We start from the raw sequence: 19,343 nt of genomic DNA on the forward strand, positions 1-19,343 counted from the left end.
CTGTCGCCGAAGTTAAGCAAACGGATCCCGCAACACCATCGTGTGATCCCGGTCCGGTCCAGTCGAGACGATGCTGATCGGGCACCCCGCCAGCTCCTCCAGCGCGCGCAGGTACGCACGCGCCGCCGGCGGCAGCTCGTCCCACACGGTGATGCCGTGGGTGTTCTCGCTCCAGCCGGGGAACTCCAGGTACACCGGCGTGATCTCTTCCCAGCCCTGGGCGTCCAGCGGGGCGTACTCGGTGCGCTTGCCGCGGTACTCGTAGGCGATGCACATCTTCAGCTTCTCCATGCCGTCGAGCACGTCGAGCTTGGTGATGCACAGGCCGGAGATGCCGTTGATGGCCACCGCGCGCTTGAGGGCGACGATGTCCATCCAGCCGCAGCGGCGCGGGCGGCCGGTGGAGGCGCCGTACTCGGCGCCGCGGTCGCGCAGGCCCTGGCCGATCTCGTCGTCCAGCTCGGTCGGGAACGGGCCGCCGCCGACGCGGGTGGCATAGGCCTTGGCGATGCCCAGAACGTAGTCGATCGCGTCGGCGCCCACGCCGGTGCCGGCCAGCGCGCCGCCGACGGTGGTGTTGGAGCTGGTGACGTACGGGTAGGTGCCGTGGTCGATGTCCAGCAGCGCGCCCTGCGCGCCCTCGAACAGGATGCGCTTGCCCTGCTTGCGCAGGTCGTGGCAGATGCCGGCCACGTCGGACTTCATCGGCTGCACGTACTCGCCGAAGGCCAGGGCCTCGTCCAGGGTCTGCTGGTAGTCGACCGCGTCCACGCCCAGGTACTTGGTCAGCACGAAGTTGTGGTAGTCCAGCGCGCTGCGCAGCTTCTCGGCCAGCTGGTCGGGATAGTGCAGGTCGGCGATGCGGATGCCGCGGCGGGCGACCTTGTCCTCGTAGGCCGGGCCGATGCCGCGGCCGGTGGTGCCGATGGCATCCTTGCCGGCGGCCTTCTCGCGGGCCTGATCCAGGGCGATGTGGTACGGCATGATCAGCGGGGCGGCCGGGCTGATCTTCAGGCGGCTGCGCACTTCCACGCCGGCCGTTTCCAGCTCGCCGATCTCCTTGATCAGGGCCGCGGGCGAGATGACCACGCCGTTGCCGATCAGGCACAGCGCGTCCTCGCGCAGGATGCCGGACGGGATCAGGTGCAGGACGGTCTTCTTGCCGTTGATGACCAGGGTGTGGCCGGCGTTGTGGCCGCCCTGGAAGCGGACGACCGCGCCGATTTCCTCGGTGAGCAGGTCGACGATCTTGCCCTTGCCTTCATCGCCCCACTGGGCGCCGATGACGACGACTGACTGGCCCATGGCCGTGACTCCTTTATCTGGCGGCCATCGGGGCCGCGGGATGGACCGTGGCGGGCGCCTGCCCTGCCCGGGGTTGGCCGCCATCGGGGCGGCCGGGGCAACGCGGGTGCCTGACACGGAAAAAGCCGGGCGGGTGTGCTTCGTGGGAAGCGGGCCCGACCGGCTTTGGCGGATTATCCGGGTTTTGGGCGAAGGGGGCCACCCGACAGCGGGCCGCCGGTCGGCGGCCGTTGTGGGTGGCCCATGTAGGAGCCGGGTTCAGCCGGCGACACGCCAGGTCGGTACAGGCGACTCCCCCATGGTTTCGACGCCCGTGTCGCCGGCTGAACCCGGCTCCTACACAGGAAACGCGAAGGGCGGCCGAAGGGTGATGGCGTCGGCGGGGCCCACGGCGCCCGGCCGCGGCTTCACTCGGCGGTGTAGATCGGCTGGCCGTCGACCCAGGTGCTGCGGACCTGCAGGTCGTCCAGCTCGGCGGCGGGGATGGCCAGCGGGTCGCGGTCCAGCACCACGAAATCGGCGCGCAGGCCGGGGGCCAGGCGGCCGACCTGGGCCTCGTCGTGGCCGGCCCAGGCGGCGGTGGCGGTGAAGCCGCGCAGGGCCTCGGCGGCGGTCAGCTTTTGCCCCGGCAGCCAGCCGCCGGGCGGGTGGCCGTCGCGGTCGGTGCGGTTCACCGCGGCGAACAGGCCCAAGCGCGGGTCGACCTGCTCGACCGGGAAATCCGAGCCCAGCGCCAGCGGCACGCCCAGGTCGAGGAAGCGGCGCCAGGCGTAGGCGCCGTCCAGGCGGTCGGGGCCGAGGCGGTCGCCGGCCCAGGGCATGTCCGAGGTGGCGTGGGTCGGCTGCATCGAGGCGACCAGGCGCAGTTGGGCAAAGCGCGGGATGTCTTCGGTCGCGACCACCTGCGCGTGCTCCACCCGCCAGCGGTGGTCGGGGCGCACGCCGGCGCCGGCCAGGGCCTGTTCGTAGGTGTCCAGCACCAGCCGGTTGCCGCGGTCGCCGATGGCATGGCTGGCGACCTGCACGCCGCAGTCGCGCGCCTTGTACACGGCGGCGGCGAACGCGGTCGGGTCGGTGACCAGCAGGCCGCGGTTGCCGGGCTCGTCGCTGTAGTCGGCCAGCAGCGCGGCGCCGCGGCTGCCCAGGGCGCCGTCGATGTACAGCTTCACGCCCTCCATCTGCAGGCGGCCGCCGGGGTGGCGGTAGAGGCCGTGCTCGCACAGGTCGGCCAGCGCCTCGCGGTTGCCGTCGGCGTAGGCGTCGATGCGCAGCGGCAGGCGGCCTTCGTCGGCGAAGCGGCGCATCAGCGCCAGGTCCGCCCGGGACACACCCATGTCATGCACGCCGGTGAGGCCGTTGCTCACCGCCGCGTCGAGGGCGCGCTTGAGCGCTTCCTCGCGGTAGGCCGCGGTCGGTGCGGGAATGGCGCGCTCGACCAGGCGCATGGCGGCGTCGACGAACACGCCGGTGGCCTGCGCGCCGTCGCGGACGATGCGGCCGCCGTCGGGTTGCCAGTCGCCGGCCAGCGGACGCGCGCCGGCCAGCGCCTCGGCGGCGCGCAGCGCGGCGCTGTTGCCCCAGCCGGCGTGGCCGTCGATGCGCACCAGCCAGACCGGGCGGTCGGGGAAGGCGGCGTCGAGGTCGGCGGCGGTCGGGAACTGCTGCTCGGGCCAGCGGTTCTGGTCCCAGCCCCAGCCGCCAATCCAGGCATCGGCCGGCGCGGTGGCGGCAAACGCGCGCAGGCGCTCGATGATCTCGTCCTTGCTGGCGGCGCCGGTGAGATCGGCCTGCATCAGCGCGTAACCCAGCTCCATCAGGTGGGCGTGGGCGTCGATCAGGCCGGGGACGACGGTGGCCTTGCCGGCATCGACGTGGCGCGCACCGGGGAACTGCCGGCGCAGGTCCCTGGCCGCGCCGGTGGCGAGGATGCGGCCCTGCCCGTCCCAGGCGATGGCGGTGACCTGCGGGCGGGCGCGGTCTTCGGTGTGGATGCGTGCGGCGGTGAGCACGGTGATGCTGTCCGGCGCGGCGGCCGGTGCCCCGCCCTCTTCCTGGGCCTGTGCGGTCGCGGCGGCGCAGGCGCCGGCCAGGAGCAACGCGAACGGGGCAATCGGGGCACGCAGGCGCATCGGTTTCTCCGGAAAGGAAAGCGACCGACTATGCCGGGGCATGCGCGTGGGGGCAATGGCGCAGGGGGATGTGCTTGCTGGTGGAGTGGCGCGTCGATGCAGGCGACGCCCTCATGATCCCGACGCCTGGGGCATCGCAAGACGGGATCGCAGCGACGCCTGGGCTGTTTGTAGGAGCCGGGTTCAGCCGGCGACGCGACGACGTCGGTACAGGCGACGACGTCGTGGTTCCGACGTCGTCGTGTCGCCGACTGAAGTCAGCTCCTACAAGGAGAACCACTGGTGGCTTGGTGCGGAAGCCGTGGCTTGCCCGCGGCTTTCCCACCTCTCGCTCAGGCGACTCCTTCGTCGTTGCGACGCCCGTGTCGCCAGCAAGCTGGGCTCCTACAAGGGCGGTCAGCTGGCCAGTTCGGCTTCCAGCGAGATCGGTACGGCCGACAGGGCCTTGGACACCGGGCAGTTCTGCTTGGCGTCGTCGGCGATCGCGCGGAACTGGGTCTCGTCGATGCCGGGGATCACCGCCTTGAGCTTCAGGCGGATGTGCGACAGGGTCGGGCCGCCTTCCAGCGACAGGTCGACCTCGGCACGGGTGTCGATCGAGGTCGGGGTGAACCCGGCCTCGCCCAGCTTGGCCGAGAACGCCATGCTGAAGCAGCCGGCGTGCGCGGCGGCGATCAGCTCCTCCGGGTTGGTGCCCTTCTCGTCGCCGAAGCGGCTGTTGAAGCCGTAGCGGGTGTCGGCAAGCAGGCCGCTCTGCGGGGTGTTGAGGGTGCCCTTGCCGGTCTTGAGGTCGCCTTCCCAGTGCGCGGTGGCGGTGCGGGAGATGCCCATCGGAGGTTCCTTGGTCGGGTGGAGGGAGCGCCAGCCTATAGGCGCAAGCGTTAGCGGGCCGTTGCCTGCCAAACCACGCCGTTGTAGGAGCGGGCATGACCGCGACACGGGCGTCGGGATCGCGAGGGCGTCACCTGTGCCGACGGCGTCGGGTCGCGGTCATGCCCGCTCCTACAAGAGAAGCGACGCCGGCGGCACAGGCGCCGCCCCACGCCACGCGGTTGTGCGCCGCAACGTCCCGTCAACGGCGGACGCGCTAAGGTGTGCGTCCGCCATGACCGCCCGCCGGGTTCCACGCCCCGGGCTGCCTCATCGGGATGGCTCCCGGCCCGGACAGCCATGACGGCCCTTCAACCCCCAATCCTGGGAGGAACGGCCTCATGCCCTACGCAACCCATGACATCCGCAACGTGGCCCTCGCAGGCCACCCCGGCGCCGGCAAAACAACCTTGTTCGAAGCCCTGCTGCATGCCGGCGGCGCCCTGACCACGGCAGGCACGATCGAACGCGGCACCACGGTATCGGACTTCGATCCGATGGAAAAAGCGCGCGGCCACTCGATGGACATCGCCATCGCCAGCATCGACCACGCGCCCGACGGCGACCGCAGCTACCACCTCAACTTCATCGACACCCCCGGCTACCCGGAATTCCGCGGCCCCGCCCTATCCGCACTGGCGGCGGTGGAGACCGCGGCGATCGTGGTCGACGCCGACACCGGCGTGGAGCACGGCACCCTGCGGCTGATGGAACGGGCGCGCGAGCGCGGCCTGTGCCGGGCCATCGTCGTCAACAAGATCGACCACGAGCACGCCGACTGCGTGCGGGTGATGGAGCAACTGCGCGAGGCCTTCGGCCCCGAGGTGCTGCCGCTGAACCTGCCCGCGGACTGGGGCCGGCGCGTGGTCGACTGCTTCGCCAACCCCCAGGGCGAGTCGGACCTGGGCCCGGTGGCCGAGTGGCACCAGCGCATCATCGACCAGGTGGTGGAGGTGGACGAAGGCGCGATGGAGCACTACCTGGAGAGCGGCGAGGCCGGATTGTCGCCGCAGGAACTGCACGACGCCTTCGAGAAGGCGCTGCGCGAGGGTCACCTGGTGCCGGTGTGCTTCGTCTCCGCGCGCAGCGGCGTGGGCGTGCCCGAGCTGTTGCGGATCGCCGAGCGGCTGTTCCCGGACCCGACCGAGGCCAACCCGCCGCCGCTGCTCAAGCGCAACGGCCAGGGCGACGAGCCGCTCACGGTGCAGGCCGACGCGCAGGGCCATGTCATCGCCGACGTGTTCAAGATCGTCAACGATCCCTTCGTCGGCAAGCTCGGCGTGTTCCGCGTGTTCCAGGGCACGGTGCGCCGCGACACCCAGCTGTTCGTCGACGAGGGGCGCAAGTCGTTCAAGGTCGGCCACCTGTTCAAGCTGCGCGGCAAGGAGCATGCGGAGATCGACGAGGCCATCCCCGGCGACATCGCCGCGGTGGCCAAGATCGACGACCTGCACTTCGACGCGATGCTGCACGACAGCCACGACGAGGACAGCGTGCGCCTGGCGCCGACCGAGTTCCCCAAGCCGATGTTCGGCCTGGCGGTGCAGGCGGCCAGCCGCGGCCAGGAACAGAAGCTGTCGCTGGCGCTGCAGAAGCTGGCCGAGGAAGACCCGGCGTTCCTGGTCGAGCACAACATCGAGCTCAACGAGACGGTGATCCGCGGCCTGTCGGAGCTGCACCTGCGGGTGATGCTGGAGCGGCTGAAGGAGCGCTTCGGGGTGGACGTGGCCACCCGGCCGCCGCGCATCGCCTACCGCGAGACGGTGTCGTCCAAGGCCGAGGGCCATCACCGGCACAAGAAGCAGACCGGCGGCGCCGGCCAGTTCGGCGAAGTGTTCCTGCGGATCGAGCCGCTGCCGCGCGGGGCCGGTTTCGAGTTCGTGGACGAGGTCAAGGGCGGCACCATCCCCGGTCAGTTCATGCCGGCGGTGGAGAAAGGGGTGCGCCAGGTGCTGCAGACCGGCGCGGTCTCCGGCCACGCGCTGCAGGATGTGCGGGTGATCGTGTACGACGGCAAGCACCATTCGGTGGACAGCAAGGAGATCGCGTTCGTCACCGCCGGGCGCAAGGCGTTCCTGGATGCGATTGCCAAGGCCAGGCCGCAGGTGCTGGAGCCGATCGTCGACCTGGAAGTGGGCGCGCCGGAGGCGCAGCTGGGCGACGTCACCGGCAGCCTGGCGGCGCGGCGGGCGCGCATCACCGGCACCGACAGCGTGCGCGGCGAGACCGTGGTCAGGGCGCAGGTGCCGATGTCGGAGCTGGACGGCTTCGCCGCGGAACTGAAGTCGCTGACCGCCGGCAAGGGCCGCTATTCGCTCGACTTCAGCCACTACGAACCGGTGCCGCCGCCGGTGCAGCAGAAGCTGGTGGAGGCGTACAAGCCGAGGCACGAGGAGGATTGAGGGATCACGCATCCGGCGCCGCGCGCCGGGTGCCTCTCCTGGGTGCAGGAGCCGGGCGCCGGCCGGCGACATGGCGGCTTCGGCACGGGCAATTCCCTCATCGTACCAACGCCCGTGTCGCCGACTGAAGTCAGCTCCTACAGAAGAGCGGGCGCGCCGCGGCCTTTGTAGGAGCCGGGTTTAGCCGGCGACACGAGCGTCGGGAATACGATGGCGTCGCCTGTGCCGAGGTGGCGTGTCGCCGGCTAAACCCGGCTCCTACAAGAGAACGGCGGTGGTCAGGGACGCGCCACCTGCGCGCGCGACACCAGCAGCACGCCACCCAGCACCAGCCCCGTGCCGGCCACCTGCCACGGCCCCATCGGCTCCCCCAGCACCAGCATGCTCAGCACGATGGTCGACACCGGGCCGAGCATGCCGATCTGCGCCGCCGGCCCCGAGCCGATCCGGGCGATGCCCAGCATCACCATCAGCACTGGCGCCACCGTGCACAGGGTGCCGTTGAGCAGCGACAGCCAGTACACCTCGCGCGGCAGCGCCAGCGCCGACAGCGGCCGCAGCAGCAGGAACTGGCCGATGCACAGCACGCTGGCCACGCTGCTGGCGTAGGCGGTCAGCCGCACCGCGCCGACCCTGGCCACCAGTTCGCCGCTGCCGACCAGGTACAGCGCGTAGGCCAGTGCGCTGCCGAACACCAGCGCGCCGCCGATGAGGATGCCCTTGTCGCCCGCCTGCAGGTCGTGGCCGAACGCCAGCGCCACGCCGAGGTAGCTCACCGCAAGCGCGATCCACTGCACGCGGCCGGGCCGGCGGCCGAACGCGGCCCAGCCGATCAGCAGCACCAGGGTCGGGGTGAGGTAGAGGATCAGCCGTTCCAGGGTGGCACTGATGTAGGCCAGCCCGGCGAAGTCCAGGAAGCTGGCCAGGTAGTAGCCGAGGAAGCCGAGCCCGGCGATGCGCCAGCGCTCGCCGCCGGTGAGCGGACGCACGGCGCGGCGCGCGGCCCACCAGCCCATCAGCAGGAACAGCGGGAACGCGACCAGCATGCGCAGCGCCAGCAGGGTGACCGCGTCGGCGCCGAAGCGGAAACCGAGCTTGACGATGATCGCCTTGCCCGAGAACAGGATCGCGCCGCCGGCGGCGAGGAGGATGCCGGCCAGATATAGGCGCCGGTCCGCGGAGGCGGCGCGTGCCGCATCACCGCGTGCAGGCGTGGCATGCACTGCCCCGCTGCCACCTGCATCTGCAGGAGCCGGGCTCCGGCCGGCGACACGCCCTGTCGGCACAGGCGACTGTGCCTGGTTTCCGGCCGCCGGATCGTCCATGGATGGTGGGCCTGCACCAAGAGCCGGGGCGTGATCCTGCAGGGACCGATTCATCGACGACCCGATGTCTCCGGCACGGGCGACTTCATCGGCCCGCCCGACGCCCGTGTCGCCCACCAATGGGCTGCCACAGGAAGCAGTGGCTTCGGGATCCAGCGCGGCGCTGGCCATCTCCGTGGCCGGGTCGCCCAACTGCCCGGACACGTCCTCGTCGCGCTTGCCGCCGCTCACGCCAGCGCGGCCTCCAGCAGCCTGCGGATCACGACCTGCAGCTTCTCCGCCCGCTCAGGCAGGTACTCGAAGCTGTCCTCGTCCATGTAGGCACGCTGCGCGATCTCCAGCTGCACCGCCTCCACGCCGATCTCCGGATCGCCGTAGTGGCGGGTGATGTAGCCGCCCTTGAAGCGGCCGTTGACCACCTGCGTGTAGTCGCCCTGCCCGGCCAGCACCTCGGCCAGCCGCTGCTGCAGCGCCGGAGTGCAACTGGCCCCGGCGGCGGTGCCCAGGTTCAGGTCCGGCAGCGCGCCGTCGAACAGGAACGGCAGCGTGCCGCGGATCGAATGGCCTTCCCACAGCACCGCGCGGCCGTGCTCACCGCGGATCCGCGCCAGTTCGGCGTCGAGGGTGTCGTGGTAGGGACGCCAGTAGCTATCCACGCGCGCGGCGATCTCCGCCGCATCGGGCCCGGCGCCCTCGTGGTACACCGGCTCGCCGCTGAACTGCACCACCGGGCACAGGCCGGTGGTGTTCTGGCCGGGATACAGCGAGATGTCGTCCGGCGGCCGGTTGAGGTCGACCACGTAGCGCGACCAGCGCGGCACCAGGATCGAGGCGCCGAGTTCGCGGGCGAAGTCGTACAGGCGCGAGACATGCCAGTCGGTGTCCGGCAGGCTGCGTGCGGCGTCGGTCAGGCGCGGGGCCATGTCGTCGGGCAAGCCGGTGCCGTCGTGCGGCAGGCTGACCAGCAGCGGCGCAGTGCCCTGGTGGAGGCGATAAGTGTCCATGCGCGGATTGTACGCCGCGTGGGGAAATCCCCCATCCGTCGTCCCCGCGCAGGCGGGGACCCAGTGACTTGGCTTCCAGCCTCGATGCTGTGATGAAGTCACTGGATGATCAGCCTTTCGGCTGCTGTAAAGCGCTTCCCACCTGCGCGGGAATAACTATCTGCCTGCGCTTCAAGGCCAAGGCCGAGTCACTGGGTTCCCGCCTGCGCGGGAATGACGACTCGTGTGGACTCCACGGCTGCGGTTTCCGTCTCAGCGCATCAGCACCACTTCCTCGGCCGAGGTCGGGTGGATGGCCACCGTGTCCTCCAGCTGGCGCTTGGTCACGCCCAGCTTCAGCGCCACTGCGAAGCCCTGCAGGATTTCGTCGGCGCTCTCGCCCAGCAGATGGATGCCGACCACCCGCTCCTCCTCGCCCACGCACACCAGCTTGAACAGGCTGCGCTGCGGCGAGTCGGCCAGGGCGGTGAGCATCGGCCGGAAGCCGGTGGCGTAGACGGTCACCGCCTCGCCGTACTGCTCGCGGGCACGCTCCTCGCTCAGCCCGACCGTGGCCAGCGCCGGATGCGAGAACACCACGGTGGCCACGTTGTCGTAATCCAGCTTCGCCCCGGCCTGGCCGCCGAACACGCGGTCCATCAGCCGCCGCGCGGCGGCGATGGCGACCGGGGTGAGCGCCAGCTTGCCGGTGACGTCGCCGACGGCGTGGATGCCGTCGACCGAGGTGTCCTCGTAGTCGTCGACCACGATCTCGCCGTCATCGCCGATGGCCACGCCCACCGCCTCCAGACCCAGGCCGTCGCTGTTGGGGCGGCGGCCGGTGGCGAACAACACGGTGTCGAAGGCTTCCGGCGCGCAGTTGTCGATCGACTTGTGCAGCACGCGCACCCGCTCGTCCTCGCTTTCGAGCGCATGCACCGAGGCTTGCAGATGGATGCGCACGCCGTGGCCGCGCATATCCTCCTGCAGCTGGGCGACGACTTCGGCGTCCATCTCCCGCAGCAGGCGCGGGCCGCGCACGAACAGGTCGACCCGGCTGCCCAGTGCCTGCAGCACCCCGGCCAGCTCCACGGCGACGTAGCCGCCACCGATGATCGCCACCCGCGGCGGCGCCTCGCACAGGTGGAAGAAGTCGTCGGACACGCCACCTAGTTCCGCGCCGCGAATGTCCGGCCGCAGCGGCCGCCCGCCGGTGGCCAGCAGTACGCGGCCGGCCTTCAGCCGCACGCCGCTGTCGGCCAGCACCGTGTTCGCGTCGAGCAGGCGGCCGCGGCACGGCATCCACACCACCCCGGCCTCGTCCAGCCGGCGCCGGTAGCTGGCGTGGATGTTGCCGATGTAGCGCTGGCGGTGGGCGACCAGCGCCTTCCAGTCCAGCGACGGCGGCGTCACCTCGAAGCCCAGGTCGGCAGCCAGCGCGATCCTGGTGGACAGCTCGGCCGCCAGCCACATCGCCTTCTTCGGCACGCAGCCCAGGTTGACGCAGGTGCCGCCGAACTCGTCCGGCTCCAGCAGCGCCACCCGCGCGCCGTGCGCGGCGGCGCGGAACGCGCCGGCCAGGCCGGCCGAGCCGCCGCCGAGCACCACCAGGTCGAACTCGGCCTGCGGCGTGCGTTCCGTGCTGCGGTCCTGGCCCATGTGCGGCTCCTGTCTGAAAGCCCCGCCGGCAAGCCCTACTGGAAGCGCTCCACCCGGTAGGGGGTCGGGTCGATGACCGGCGCGCGGCCGGTCATCAGGTCGGCCATGAGCTGGCCGCTGGCCGGGCTCATGCTGATGCCCAGCATGCCGTGGCCGGCCGCCAACCAGACGTGAGGATGCTTCGGCGAGCGCCCCAGCGCCGGCAGGTCGTCCCAGGTCATCGGCCGCCAGCCGTACCACTTCTCCTGCACGCTGGCGGTGTCCGGCGGCTCGCGCAGGTACTCGCGCGCGGCGCGCTCCAGCGCCGACAGCCGCAGCTCGTTGAGCGTGTCGTCATGGCCGGAGAACTCCATCGTGCTGCCCAGGCGGAAACCGCTGCCCCAGGCGGTGACGCAGACCGAGCGGTCCTTGAGCACGATCGGCCGCCGCGGCGCCAGCGCCGGCCGCGGATAGGTGATCGAGTAGCCCTTGCCCGGCTGGATCGGCAGGCGCAGGCCCAGCGGGCGGATGAACTCCGGGGTCCATGCCGCCATCGCCACCACCGCGTCGCGGCCGCGGCGCTCGCCGCGCCCGCCTTCCCGGCCGGCGATCCGCACGCGCACGCCGTCGGCGTCCGGCTGGATGGATTCGACCCGGCAGCCCTCCTCGATCACCCCGCCACGCTCGCGTACCACGCGCGCCAGCTCGGCCACGTAGCGGTCCGGGCGCAGGTGGGCGTCGTCGGGGAAGCGCACCGCGCCGACCACGCCCTCGCGCAGCGACGGCTCCTGGCGCAGGTACTGCGCGCCGTCGATCACCTCGGTGGCGATGCCCATCGCGTTGAGCGGGGCGCACTCGGTGGCGTAGTACTCGAAGTTGCGGCGGTCGCGGAACACGTAGTCCAGCCCGGTCTCGCCGAACTCGCAGTCCAGCCCGTAGCGGCCGATCCAGTCCACCAGCCGCGCCCGCGAGTCGTCCAGCAGCGCCGCCCGCGCCGCCGCGCTGACCATCCAGGCGCGCGTGTTGCAGCGGGCGGTGAAGCGCGCCAGCCACAGCCACAGCGCCGGATCGAAGCGCGGCTTGAGGTACAGCGGCGCGTCGGGGGTGAACATCCAGCGCAGCGCGCGCAGCGGCACGCCAGGGGCGGCCAGCGGCGGGGCGTGGCTGGGCGTGATCGTGCCGCAGTTGCCGTGCGAGGTGGCGCCGCCGACGGTGGCGGCTTCGAGCAGGCGCACGCCGCGCCCGGATTCGAGCAGGGCCAGCGCGGTGGCCAGGCCGATGGCGCCGCCGCCGAGGATGAGGACGTCGTCTGTGGGGGGATTCACGCCGGCGAGTTTAACCGCGTCCGCCCGTTCCCGACGGCGCTCCCGGTGGCATCGGGATGGTTACATCAGGATCGAGAACAGGCGCTTGGCCAGTTCGTCCATCGACATGGCGAAGAAGAACATCGGCACGAACGGCGCGGTCGCGGCGAAGGCCAGGCTCAGCAGGTTGCGCCGCGTGACCGGCACCAGGTGCATCGCCGCGACGTTGGCGTAGGGCCCGCCGCCGTAGTCGGCCAGCGCCGACGGGCTGGGGCTGTCGAGCATCGACTCGCTGCCGCCGCGTCGCCACAGGCGGTCGAAGTCGCGCGCCACCCGCTGCCCGAGCAGGCCGTACTTGAACAGCGCGTGGCGCTTGGCCCGCGCCAGCGGCGCGGCCATCGGCAGCAGCGGCGCCAGCAGCGCCAGGGTCGCCCCGGCCGCATAGCCGACGATCAGGTAGCGCAACCCGAACAGGGTCTCGCCGGAGTACAGCAGCAGATTGATGCAGTAGCCGCTGACCACCAGGCCGCAGGCGGCGGCCAGGAACACGAAGCGGGTCTGCGCCTGGCCCAGGAACGCCAGCCCGCCGGCCTGGTCCGGGTGCGCCGCGCACAGCGCCAGGTGGATGCGCGAGAAGCGCCACAGCAGCCAGGACCAGAGCACGAACCGCCACAGCCACAGCAGCAGCACGAAGCGGAACAGCGGCGCGGCGACCTGCTCGGCCCACAGCCCGGCCGCGGTGTGCCCGCCGCCGGCGAACTGCCAGTCCCCGCTGGCGCCGTAGGCGGCCCCGACCAGTTCCGGGGCCAGTGGCCGGCCGATGACGGGGAGGATCGCCAGCAGCAGGCACGCCAGTTCCGGGAACCAGGAATCGCGGGCGCGGCGCGCGCCCTGCAGGATCCGCTCGAAGCGCGGCCGCACCCGCGCCGGGACCAGGCCGGAGCGGCCGAACTGGCGCATGGCCGCGCGCAGCCGGGCGTCGGCGCCTGCCGCGGCCAGCACCAGCAGCGGCAGCGCCAGCAGGAAGCGGAAGATCAGGAACCAGTCCGCCAGCAGCGGCATGGCGACGCTGCCCGGCAGCAGCGTGCCGTCGCGCCAGGACAGCACGGCCAGCGGCACGAACGCGATCGTGCACAGCACCGCGGCCAGCAGCCACGACAGGCGCACGCCCGGCAGCCAGCGGCCGACGGCATGGACCGCGCGGTAGGTGGGGCCACCGCGCATCAGGGAGAAGTCGTCGGTGATCATTGGTCCTGGCTCCTGTCGTGCAGGCCCGCTTATGCCACGGCCCGGCGCCGCACGTCGGCCGACCCACTCTCGCCCCCGGCCCGCATGCACTTTCGCCCTGCCGATGGTGTCACGTACACGCATCGGACGAAACGGCGGCTGTCCCAGCGCACGCCATCGCCGTCGCCGGCTTTTAGACGCGACGGCGCCCTTGCCGAAGGTACGCGGGGGTGTCGCGGGCAACCCTGCCCGCGACATTCCTGCTGGAACCCTCCGGCACCGCCGCCATGCACTGATCTCGCGACCCGCAGGCCGACGTGGGAGTCAGTTCGCCGGTGCGCGGCCCGGCGGAAATCCCTCGAACATCTTGGCGATGCCGGCATCCACCGCCGCGTTGACCTTGTCCGGCGAGCTCGACGCGGTATCGCTGGCGGTTCCACGCCAGATCGCCTGCTTGGTCTTCGCATCGAACAGATCCACTATCAGCGTGCCGACGGTGTAGTTGTGAACCGTCGTGGTGGCACTGCCCATGCCCACGCCCATGCCGCCGTACAAGCCCGGGCGCGCCCATCCCCAGCCACCGTACATCGGGCCGGAATACAAGGTGTCCAGGGTCTGCTTCTGCTGCGTGGTCACGTGCGCGGCCACGGCGACGTCGGCATCCGCGGCCTGGGTCCAGCCCTGGGCGCGCAGCCGCGCGTCGACGCCGTCCACGATCCGCTGGGCGACCAGCGGCGAAACGCCTTCCGGCTTCGCAAGCCAGGTATAGGTCCGATAGCTGCCGAAGCTGGCCTGCGGATCGGAATCGGTATGCACCGTCGGCGTGCTGGAACAGGCGGCCACGGCAACCAACGCGAACGCGGCAAGAATTGAACGTTTCATCGTGATTTCTCCATGTCGTAGGGCTGGCCTATTCATCGCTGTCTGGAACGCGCGCCGGGCGGCCGCCGGTCCTGCGCGCGCCGGGCCGGTCAGGGGTCCGCGAACACCCGCTCCCAGTCGTCCTTGATGCTGACGACATGCCATTGGCCCGCTCTGGCCGCGGCGAGCGAAGCACCGTTCTCTTCGTCGTAGGCGAACTCGCGCTCGCCATCGTCGTGGTTGATCAGCAGCTGGAACGACGGATGGGGAGAGGCCTGCGAATACGCGAGTTGGGCAATGTCGCCACCGCTACGCACGTTGCCGGCCACGAACACCGGCACCTTCCCGGCATGGAGCAGGAGGCCCGCGACCTTGCCCTCGTGGTCGTTCACCCTCGCGGTCGCCACCGACTTGGACACGTCGACCTGGCCGTTGCCGAGCGCGACGTCGTAGCTGCCGCTCGAACCGATCACCTGTTCGGGCGGGATGCCGTAGAACGGACCGGAAATGGCACGCATGAAGTCGATGCCACCGCCGCTCCCGATCCAGGTCTGGAATCCGTTGGCGCGCAGGTACTGCAGCAGCTCGATCATCGGCTGGTAGGTCGTCTGCCGGTAGGGTACGCCGAGCGTCGGGTGCCGGGCATTGGCGAAGAACGCCTCGACCTCCTTCTCGTAGGCCATGGGCGACATCCCGCTGGAAACCAAGGCCAGCAGTTCCATTGCATGCTTCTCGCCATCCTTGCCCTTGAAGAACGCCAGATCCTTGGCCAGCAGCGCCTTCACCGCCGGATCGGCGGCCACCTCCGGTTTCCGCTCCGCGATCTCGGCCACGCGGGTACCCACGAACTCGAGCTGCACGATCGGTTGTTCGGCCCAGAGCGTGCCATCGTTGTCGAAGATGGCGAAGCGGGCCTCGGACGGCACGTGGCCCGGCCCGCCCTCGGTAGTCGCCGCCGTCACGTAGTCGATGATCGCCTTCTTGTTGGGTCCCTCGCGCCATGACGGCAGCGGATCGGCGATCAGCGCGGCGGCACCGTCGGCGGCCGCCGGTGCGGGCGCTCCCGGAGCGGACGGGGCTTCGGCCTGTTGGCGGCATGCCACCGCCGACGACAGCAGCACACAGGCCAGCAGCACGCGCCACCCTGCCTGGCACCATGGGTCCAGTATCCGCATCTTCATGTTCATGCCTCCTCTATTCGCCATGAACGCCCGACGGCCCGCTCACGCCGCCGGTGCGGTGGCGGCCCTGGCCATAAAGGCCAGCCGATGGGCCGTCAGCGCGGTGGATTGACCACGATGTACTGGACTGTCGTCCCGGCGTACTGCGGCTGGTACCAGGTCGAACCGCACTGCTGGTAGGCGATGCCGTTGACGACCACCGTCACGCAATCCGGCGGAACCGAATAGACGATCGAACCGATCACCGCCGAGGTCACCGCCACTGCCGTGGTCACCGCGGCTGCGGTGGCGATCGGGTGGTCGTCCCAGTAGTCGTGGTGGCAGCAGCCGTGGCCATGCACGTCGACATCGATGTCCACGTCGCGATCGATGTTCACGTTCCGGTTGACGTTGGTGTTGGTACCGCGGTTCGCGGCTGCGGTGTGCGGCCGGGCGGCCGCGCGGTTGACGTTTCCGCTCGCCGTGGCGCGGATGCCGCCGCCCTCCCCGCGCCGCGCGGCTTCCGCGTCGGACAGGCAAAGAATCAGGGGCGCCAGCGCTACGGCGGCGGCGACGGCTGGGACCAGCACCGATCTGAACAGGGTTCGCATGTCATTTTTCCTCGGTTTCGATCATGGTCAGGCCCATCGGCGCGATCACGATCCTGCTGGCGTCGGCGGGCGGGACGAACGAGAACACCCTGCCGTCGATCGGGCTTTTCGTATCCCAGTGCAGCTCGGCCCTGAACTCCGGCAGGGCCGGATCGTCCCGGCTGACGATGACCAGCCTGCGCGGAAGCGACGAGGCGCTGGATATCCAGACCTGCCAGTCGACGCCCTCCTGGCGCAGTGCGTACTGCTCGACCTTGTCGCCGTCGACGGTTCCGCTTCCCACGCGCAGGGCCGAGGTGATCGCCGACACGGGCGCGGCATCGGTACCCCACAGAAACAGGTCGGTCAACGGAAGCTGGATGTCGAACTTGTCCGAGGCATTGGCCAGCAGTCCGGCCAAGGACCCGGCCTTGATGGGCGCAGTCGCGTAGAACTTCTTTCCCGGCGCCCAGATGGTCATCTGGCTGCCGTCGAACATCACCTGGCGATCGAAATCGGCGCGCTCCAGGTCGATCCGCAGTTTGTCTGGCTGCTTGACCCGGTAACGGATGGGCTGGTCCAGCTGGATCTTCTGGCCGTCGTCGAGCACGAGCTCGATGCTTGCATCGGATCGCAGGCTGAATTGCGGCAGCGCCCGCAGCGTCGCGCCCATCTTCTCCAACGCGGCGATCGCGGCCGGGTCCACCACCGGGGAGCCCGCCGGAGCAGATCCGGTGGCGAACGCCGCCGGCGACGCCAGTGCCAGCATGACGCCAAGACCCAGCAGTCCCATGAACTGTTCTTGCTTGCGCATAGCCATGATCTCCCGATAGGGGCGAACGCGGATGGCGCGTTCGCGGGTATGCCCTGATGCCCGCGCCCGGGTGCGGGCACCGGCGCGTTCTCTTCAGTACGGCGGATCAACCACGAAGTGCCTCACCGTGCCGCTTCGTGCCGAGAACCGAGTTCCCGTTCCCTCACTTCAGCCAGATCGCGCTCGAGGAAGTAGTTGAGGAAGGTGCGGATCACCGCGACCGCACCCAGCTGGCCGATCGCCTCCCAAGAAGGCGCCACCGACGATTCGACGATGTCGGCCGCCAGCTGGAAGGTCAGGCCGGCGACCAGCCAGCGTGCATATCCCAGCCACAGCGCCCGCCGCTCGTGCCCGTCGGACCACTGGCCCTTCAGCACCAGCCATACCACGCGGATGAACACGTGCAGCGTCGCGCAGGCGATCAGCAGCAGCGCCATCAGGTCGATGGCGGCGATCACAGGTTCGCTCAGCAGGTACAGCCATTCGCGCATCATGGTCGGTCCTCCTTCGATCCGCGGACGATGCAGCGGAACCCCACGTGGCAGGTCGAGGTGTCCACTGGCTGGGCCATCCGCGCGGCCGGCCGGTAGCGCCGGCAGTAGTTCGGCGCGCACACGTGCGAACCGCCCTTCATCACCCGGCGCGGGATGGCAATGCCCGAACTGCGCGCGTCCAGGCTGGCCTCGCGCTCCCCGCCGCGCGGGTTGTCCAGGGTGCAGCAGCTGCGCTGGATGCGGCCATGCTCCTGGTACCAGTCGCAGGTCCATTCCCACACGTTGCCGATCATGTCGTACAGGCCGTAGCCGTTGGCCGGGAAGCTGCCCACCGGCGCGGTCCATTCGTACCCGTCGAGCTTCTGGTTGTCCCACGGGAACTCGCCCTGCCAAGTGTTGGCCATGTACCGCCCGCCCGGCACCAGTTCCTCGCCCCAGGCGAATTCGGTGCCGTCGCTGCCGCCCTTGGCGGCGAACTCCCATTCGGCCTCGGTCGGCAGTTCCTTGCCGGCCCACTGCGCATAGGCCAGCGCGTCCTCGTAGGCCACCTGCACCACTGGATGGTCTTCCATGCCCTCGATCGAGGTGTCCGGCCCGCGCGGGTGGCGCCAGTCGGCGCCGGGGATGTACTGCCACCAGTTGTAGTGGTTGCGCAGGTCCACCCGGCCGGGCGGCGGCACGAACACCACCGATGCCGGGACCAGCAGCGCCGGATCGGCACCGGGATAGTCGGCCGGGTCGACCGGCTTCTCGGCCAGGGTCACGTAGCCTGTCGCGGCGACGAAACGGGCGAAATCGCGGTTGGTCACCGCATGCCGGTCGATCCGGAACGGATCCACCCGCACCTTGTGCGCCGGCTTCTCCTCCGGGTAGTGGTCGTCCGACCCCATGGTGAAAATGCCACCGGGCACGTGCACCATGTCGTCGATACTGACCAGCAATTGCGCTTCCCTGTTCACTCCTGCTCCTCATCCGTCTGTCCGGACATCCGCCACCAGGACACGGCGGCGGGAAACACGTGAACTAGTCGATGAAGACCTGTTTCCAGTCGTCGCGGACGCTGGCCACTGCCCAGCCCCGGGCCCTGGCCTGCTCCAACGCCTTCTCCGCGCCGGCCGTGTAGGCGACGTCGCGCTTGTCGTCGTCGTGGTCGACCAGCAGCGCCAGGGACGCGCCATCGCCGTCCGTGGCGAAACGCATCATCGGCAGGTCGCCGTTGGAGTTGCCGGCCGCGAATATCGGGCGCGCACCGATCCGACTCCATATCTGCACCACCTTGGCCGGCCCGTCATCAAACAACTCCAGCTTGTCGGTGTGATACATGCGGCCCCGCCCGTCCTCCTCGCGATATTCGAGAGCGACGGTGGTGCCGACCACCCGGTCGGGCGGTATGCCGTAGAGCTCGCGGGTCACCGGGCGCATGAAATCGCGACCGCCCCCGGAAACGATGAAGTTGGTGAAGCCGTTGTCCTCCAGGTGCTGCAGCAGCTGGCGCATCGGCGCATAGACGGTCCCGAGGTTGGGGCGATCGAGCACCGGATTGCGGGAGCCGCGCAGGAACCGCTCGGCTCCGGCCGCGAATTCCTCCACCTCATCGCCGGCGTAAGCCGACAGCAGGCCGGCCGCCATTACCTTCAGGTCGCTGTCGTCACCGCCGTAGTGCTTGGTGATGGCGTCGCCCAGCCAGGCATGGTCACCGTCCACCACTGCCTTCCACGGCTGCCTGGCGCCCAGCGACGGATCCGCCTTCACCTGTTCAGCGATCCGCGCGAACAGGAAGCCGGCCTGGATCGGGAACGGCTTCTCGCACCAGAGCGTGCCATCGTTGTCGAACACGGCGATCCTGGCTTCGGGCGGCACGAAATCGGCCCCGCCTTCACGGGTGACCTGTGCGACGAAGTCGACTATCGCCGATCGGGTCGCGCCCTCGTTCCACAAGGAAAGTGCAGAGCTCATCGACGTTCCTTTCGGACGACGCCGGCCATCGTCACACGAAAAAACGGGGTTCCGAGGACATGTCCACGGCCGTCGAGTCGTGCCGGCAACCCAGATTAACGACCGGGGGGCTTCGCGCCACTCTAGAACCGGAATGGTCTGGCCGGATAGCGCAAACGACCGAAGCGGGCGCCGGCGCAAGGACGGCAGCGGGGCCCCAGCCGACCCTCTTCTTGCCGGAATCCGATCACGACGATGTGAAAAAAACGCCGACAGATCAGCGATGCCGCCGCATGCGCGAGGGAC

The 19,343-nt window shown here is 70.2% G+C and carries 16 protein-coding genes; 1 reads left to right on the forward strand and 15 read right to left on the reverse strand.

The genetic code is table 11. The annotated features are described in order from the left end of the window. Window positions 1–12 precede the first annotated feature (12 nt). The 3 genes from WQ53_RS02915 to WQ53_RS02925 all read right to left on the reverse strand — a co-directional run bounded on the left by WQ53_RS02915 (window position 13) and on the right by WQ53_RS02925 (window position 4,265). Window positions 13–1,305: an adenylosuccinate synthase gene (locus WQ53_RS02915; RefSeq protein WP_052630245.1), complete on the reverse strand. Its 1,293-nt coding sequence runs from the start codon at window positions 1,303–1,305 to the stop codon at window positions 13–15. A 407-nt stretch (window positions 1,306–1,712) separates the two neighbouring features. After that, window positions 1,713–3,434, reverse strand: coding sequence for an amidohydrolase (locus tag WQ53_RS02920; RefSeq protein WP_052630247.1), 1,722 nt, complete (start codon window positions 3,432–3,434; stop codon window positions 1,713–1,715). Between the two features lie 396 nt (window positions 3,435–3,830). Further along, window positions 3,831–4,265: an OsmC family protein gene (locus WQ53_RS02925; protein ID WP_052630248.1), complete on the reverse strand. Its 435-nt coding sequence runs from the start codon at window positions 4,263–4,265 to the stop codon at window positions 3,831–3,833. Between the two features lie 380 nt (window positions 4,266–4,645). On the opposite strand from WQ53_RS02925, the gene fusA reads away from it, so the two are divergent. Further along, entirely contained in the window at window positions 4,646–6,706 is a 2,061-nt protein-coding gene (gene fusA / locus WQ53_RS02930) for an elongation factor G (RefSeq protein ID WP_052630251.1), read from the forward strand. Window positions 6,707–6,984: 278 nt separating this feature from the next. Here fusA and WQ53_RS02935 read toward each other — a convergent pair whose 3' ends face one another. The 12 genes from WQ53_RS02935 to WQ53_RS02990 form a co-directional block, all read right to left on the reverse strand. Continuing rightward, window positions 6,985–8,031 (reverse strand): DMT family transporter, encoded by a 1,047-nt coding sequence (locus tag WQ53_RS02935; RefSeq protein ID WP_052630252.1) that lies wholly within the window; start codon window positions 8,029–8,031, stop codon window positions 6,985–6,987. 227 nt (window positions 8,032–8,258) lie between these two features. Then, window positions 8,259–9,035 (reverse strand): N-formylglutamate deformylase, encoded by a 777-nt coding sequence (hutG, locus tag WQ53_RS02940; protein WP_052630253.1) that lies wholly within the window; start codon window positions 9,033–9,035, stop codon window positions 8,259–8,261. Window positions 9,036–9,287: 252 nt separating this feature from the next. Next, window positions 9,288–10,673 carry a glutathione-disulfide reductase gene (gorA, locus tag WQ53_RS02945; protein ID WP_052630255.1) on the reverse strand — a complete coding sequence of 462 codons (1,386 nt, stop codon included), beginning with the start codon at window positions 10,671–10,673 and terminating at the stop codon, window positions 9,288–9,290. Window positions 10,674–10,708: 35 nt separating this feature from the next. After that, entirely contained in the window at window positions 10,709–11,977 is a 1,269-nt protein-coding gene (locus WQ53_RS02950) for an NAD(P)/FAD-dependent oxidoreductase (RefSeq protein ID WP_052630257.1), read from the reverse strand. Window positions 11,978–12,037: 60 nt separating this feature from the next. Next, the gene (locus tag WQ53_RS02955; RefSeq protein ID WP_052630259.1) at window positions 12,038–13,204 is read right to left on the reverse strand and encodes a hypothetical protein; all 1,167 of its coding nucleotides are present in this window, start codon (window positions 13,202–13,204) and stop codon (window positions 12,038–12,040) included. Window positions 13,205–13,507: 303 nt separating this feature from the next. Continuing rightward, a complete protein-coding gene (locus WQ53_RS02960; protein ID WP_052630261.1) occupies window positions 13,508–14,065 on the reverse strand; it encodes a DUF4136 domain-containing protein in 558 nt (185 codons plus the stop codon). A gap of 89 nt (window positions 14,066–14,154) precedes the next feature. Beyond that, complete coding sequence (locus WQ53_RS02965) at window positions 14,155–15,225, reverse strand: HAD family hydrolase (RefSeq protein WP_158497804.1); 1,071 nt, start codon at window positions 15,223–15,225, stop codon at window positions 14,155–14,157. A gap of 95 nt (window positions 15,226–15,320) precedes the next feature. Further along, window positions 15,321–15,815 carry a hypothetical protein gene (locus tag WQ53_RS17235; protein WP_082112818.1) on the reverse strand — a complete coding sequence of 165 codons (495 nt, stop codon included), beginning with the start codon at window positions 15,813–15,815 and terminating at the stop codon, window positions 15,321–15,323. A gap of 1 nt (window position 15,816) precedes the next feature. Beyond that, window positions 15,817–16,608, reverse strand: a complete 792-nt coding sequence (locus WQ53_RS02975) for a DUF2092 domain-containing protein (RefSeq protein ID WP_052630265.1) — start codon at window positions 16,606–16,608, stop codon at window positions 15,817–15,819. A gap of 122 nt (window positions 16,609–16,730) precedes the next feature. Next, the gene (locus WQ53_RS02980) at window positions 16,731–17,102 is read right to left on the reverse strand and encodes a DUF1622 domain-containing protein (protein ID WP_052630267.1); all 372 of its coding nucleotides are present in this window, start codon (window positions 17,100–17,102) and stop codon (window positions 16,731–16,733) included. Beyond that, on the reverse strand, window positions 17,099–18,061 hold the full coding sequence (locus WQ53_RS02985; protein WP_236685897.1) for a formylglycine-generating enzyme family protein: 963 nt from the start codon (window positions 18,059–18,061) through the stop codon (window positions 17,099–17,101). The genes WQ53_RS02980 and WQ53_RS02985 overlap by 4 nt, the downstream gene beginning before the upstream one ends. Before the next feature lie 64 nt (window positions 18,062–18,125). Beyond that, a complete protein-coding gene (locus WQ53_RS02990; protein WP_052630269.1) occupies window positions 18,126–19,058 on the reverse strand; it encodes an HAD family hydrolase in 933 nt (310 codons plus the stop codon). Window positions 19,059–19,343: the final 285 nt, after the last annotated feature.

It is taken from the genome of Pseudoxanthomonas suwonensis (genome assembly GCF_000972865.1).
In the GTDB taxonomy this organism is placed as follows: domain Bacteria; phylum Pseudomonadota; class Gammaproteobacteria; order Xanthomonadales; family Xanthomonadaceae; genus Pseudoxanthomonas; species Pseudoxanthomonas suwonensis_B.

Bases quoted from the DNA above. Each gene is read 5' to 3' on its own strand.
- WQ53_RS02915 (WP_052630245.1), bottom strand. From the start codon at position 1,305: ATGGGCCAGTCAGTCGTCGTCATCGGCGCCCAGTGGGGCGATGAAGGC.
- WQ53_RS02920 (WP_052630247.1), bottom strand. From the start codon at position 3,434: ATGCGCCTGCGTGCCCCGATTGCCCCGTTCGCGTTGCTCCTGGCCGGC.
- WQ53_RS02925 (WP_052630248.1), bottom strand. From the start codon at position 4,265: ATGGGCATCTCCCGCACCGCCACCGCGCACTGGGAAGGCGACCTCAAG.
- fusA (WP_052630251.1), top strand. From the start codon at position 4,646: ATGCCCTACGCAACCCATGACATCCGCAACGTGGCCCTCGCAGGCCAC.
- WQ53_RS02935 (WP_052630252.1), bottom strand. From the start codon at position 8,031: ATGGACGATCCGGCGGCCGGAAACCAGGCACAGTCGCCTGTGCCGACA.
- hutG (WP_052630253.1), bottom strand. From the start codon at position 9,035: ATGGACACTTATCGCCTCCACCAGGGCACTGCGCCGCTGCTGGTCAGC.
- gorA (WP_052630255.1), bottom strand. From the start codon at position 10,673: ATGGGCCAGGACCGCAGCACGGAACGCACGCCGCAGGCCGAGTTCGAC.
- WQ53_RS02955 (WP_052630259.1), bottom strand. From the start codon at position 13,204: ATGATCACCGACGACTTCTCCCTGATGCGCGGTGGCCCCACCTACCGC.
- WQ53_RS02960 (WP_052630261.1), bottom strand. From the start codon at position 14,065: ATGAAACGTTCAATTCTTGCCGCGTTCGCGTTGGTTGCCGTGGCCGCC.
- WQ53_RS02965 (WP_158497804.1), bottom strand. From the start codon at position 15,225: ATGAAGATGCGGATACTGGACCCATGGTGCCAGGCAGGGTGGCGCGTG.
- WQ53_RS17235 (WP_082112818.1), bottom strand. From the start codon at position 15,815: ATGCGAACCCTGTTCAGATCGGTGCTGGTCCCAGCCGTCGCCGCCGCC.
- WQ53_RS02975 (WP_052630265.1), bottom strand. From the start codon at position 16,608: ATGCGCAAGCAAGAACAGTTCATGGGACTGCTGGGTCTTGGCGTCATG.
- WQ53_RS02980 (WP_052630267.1), bottom strand. From the start codon at position 17,102: ATGATGCGCGAATGGCTGTACCTGCTGAGCGAACCTGTGATCGCCGCC.
- WQ53_RS02990 (WP_052630269.1), bottom strand. From the start codon at position 19,058: ATGAGCTCTGCACTTTCCTTGTGGAACGAGGGCGCGACCCGATCGGCG.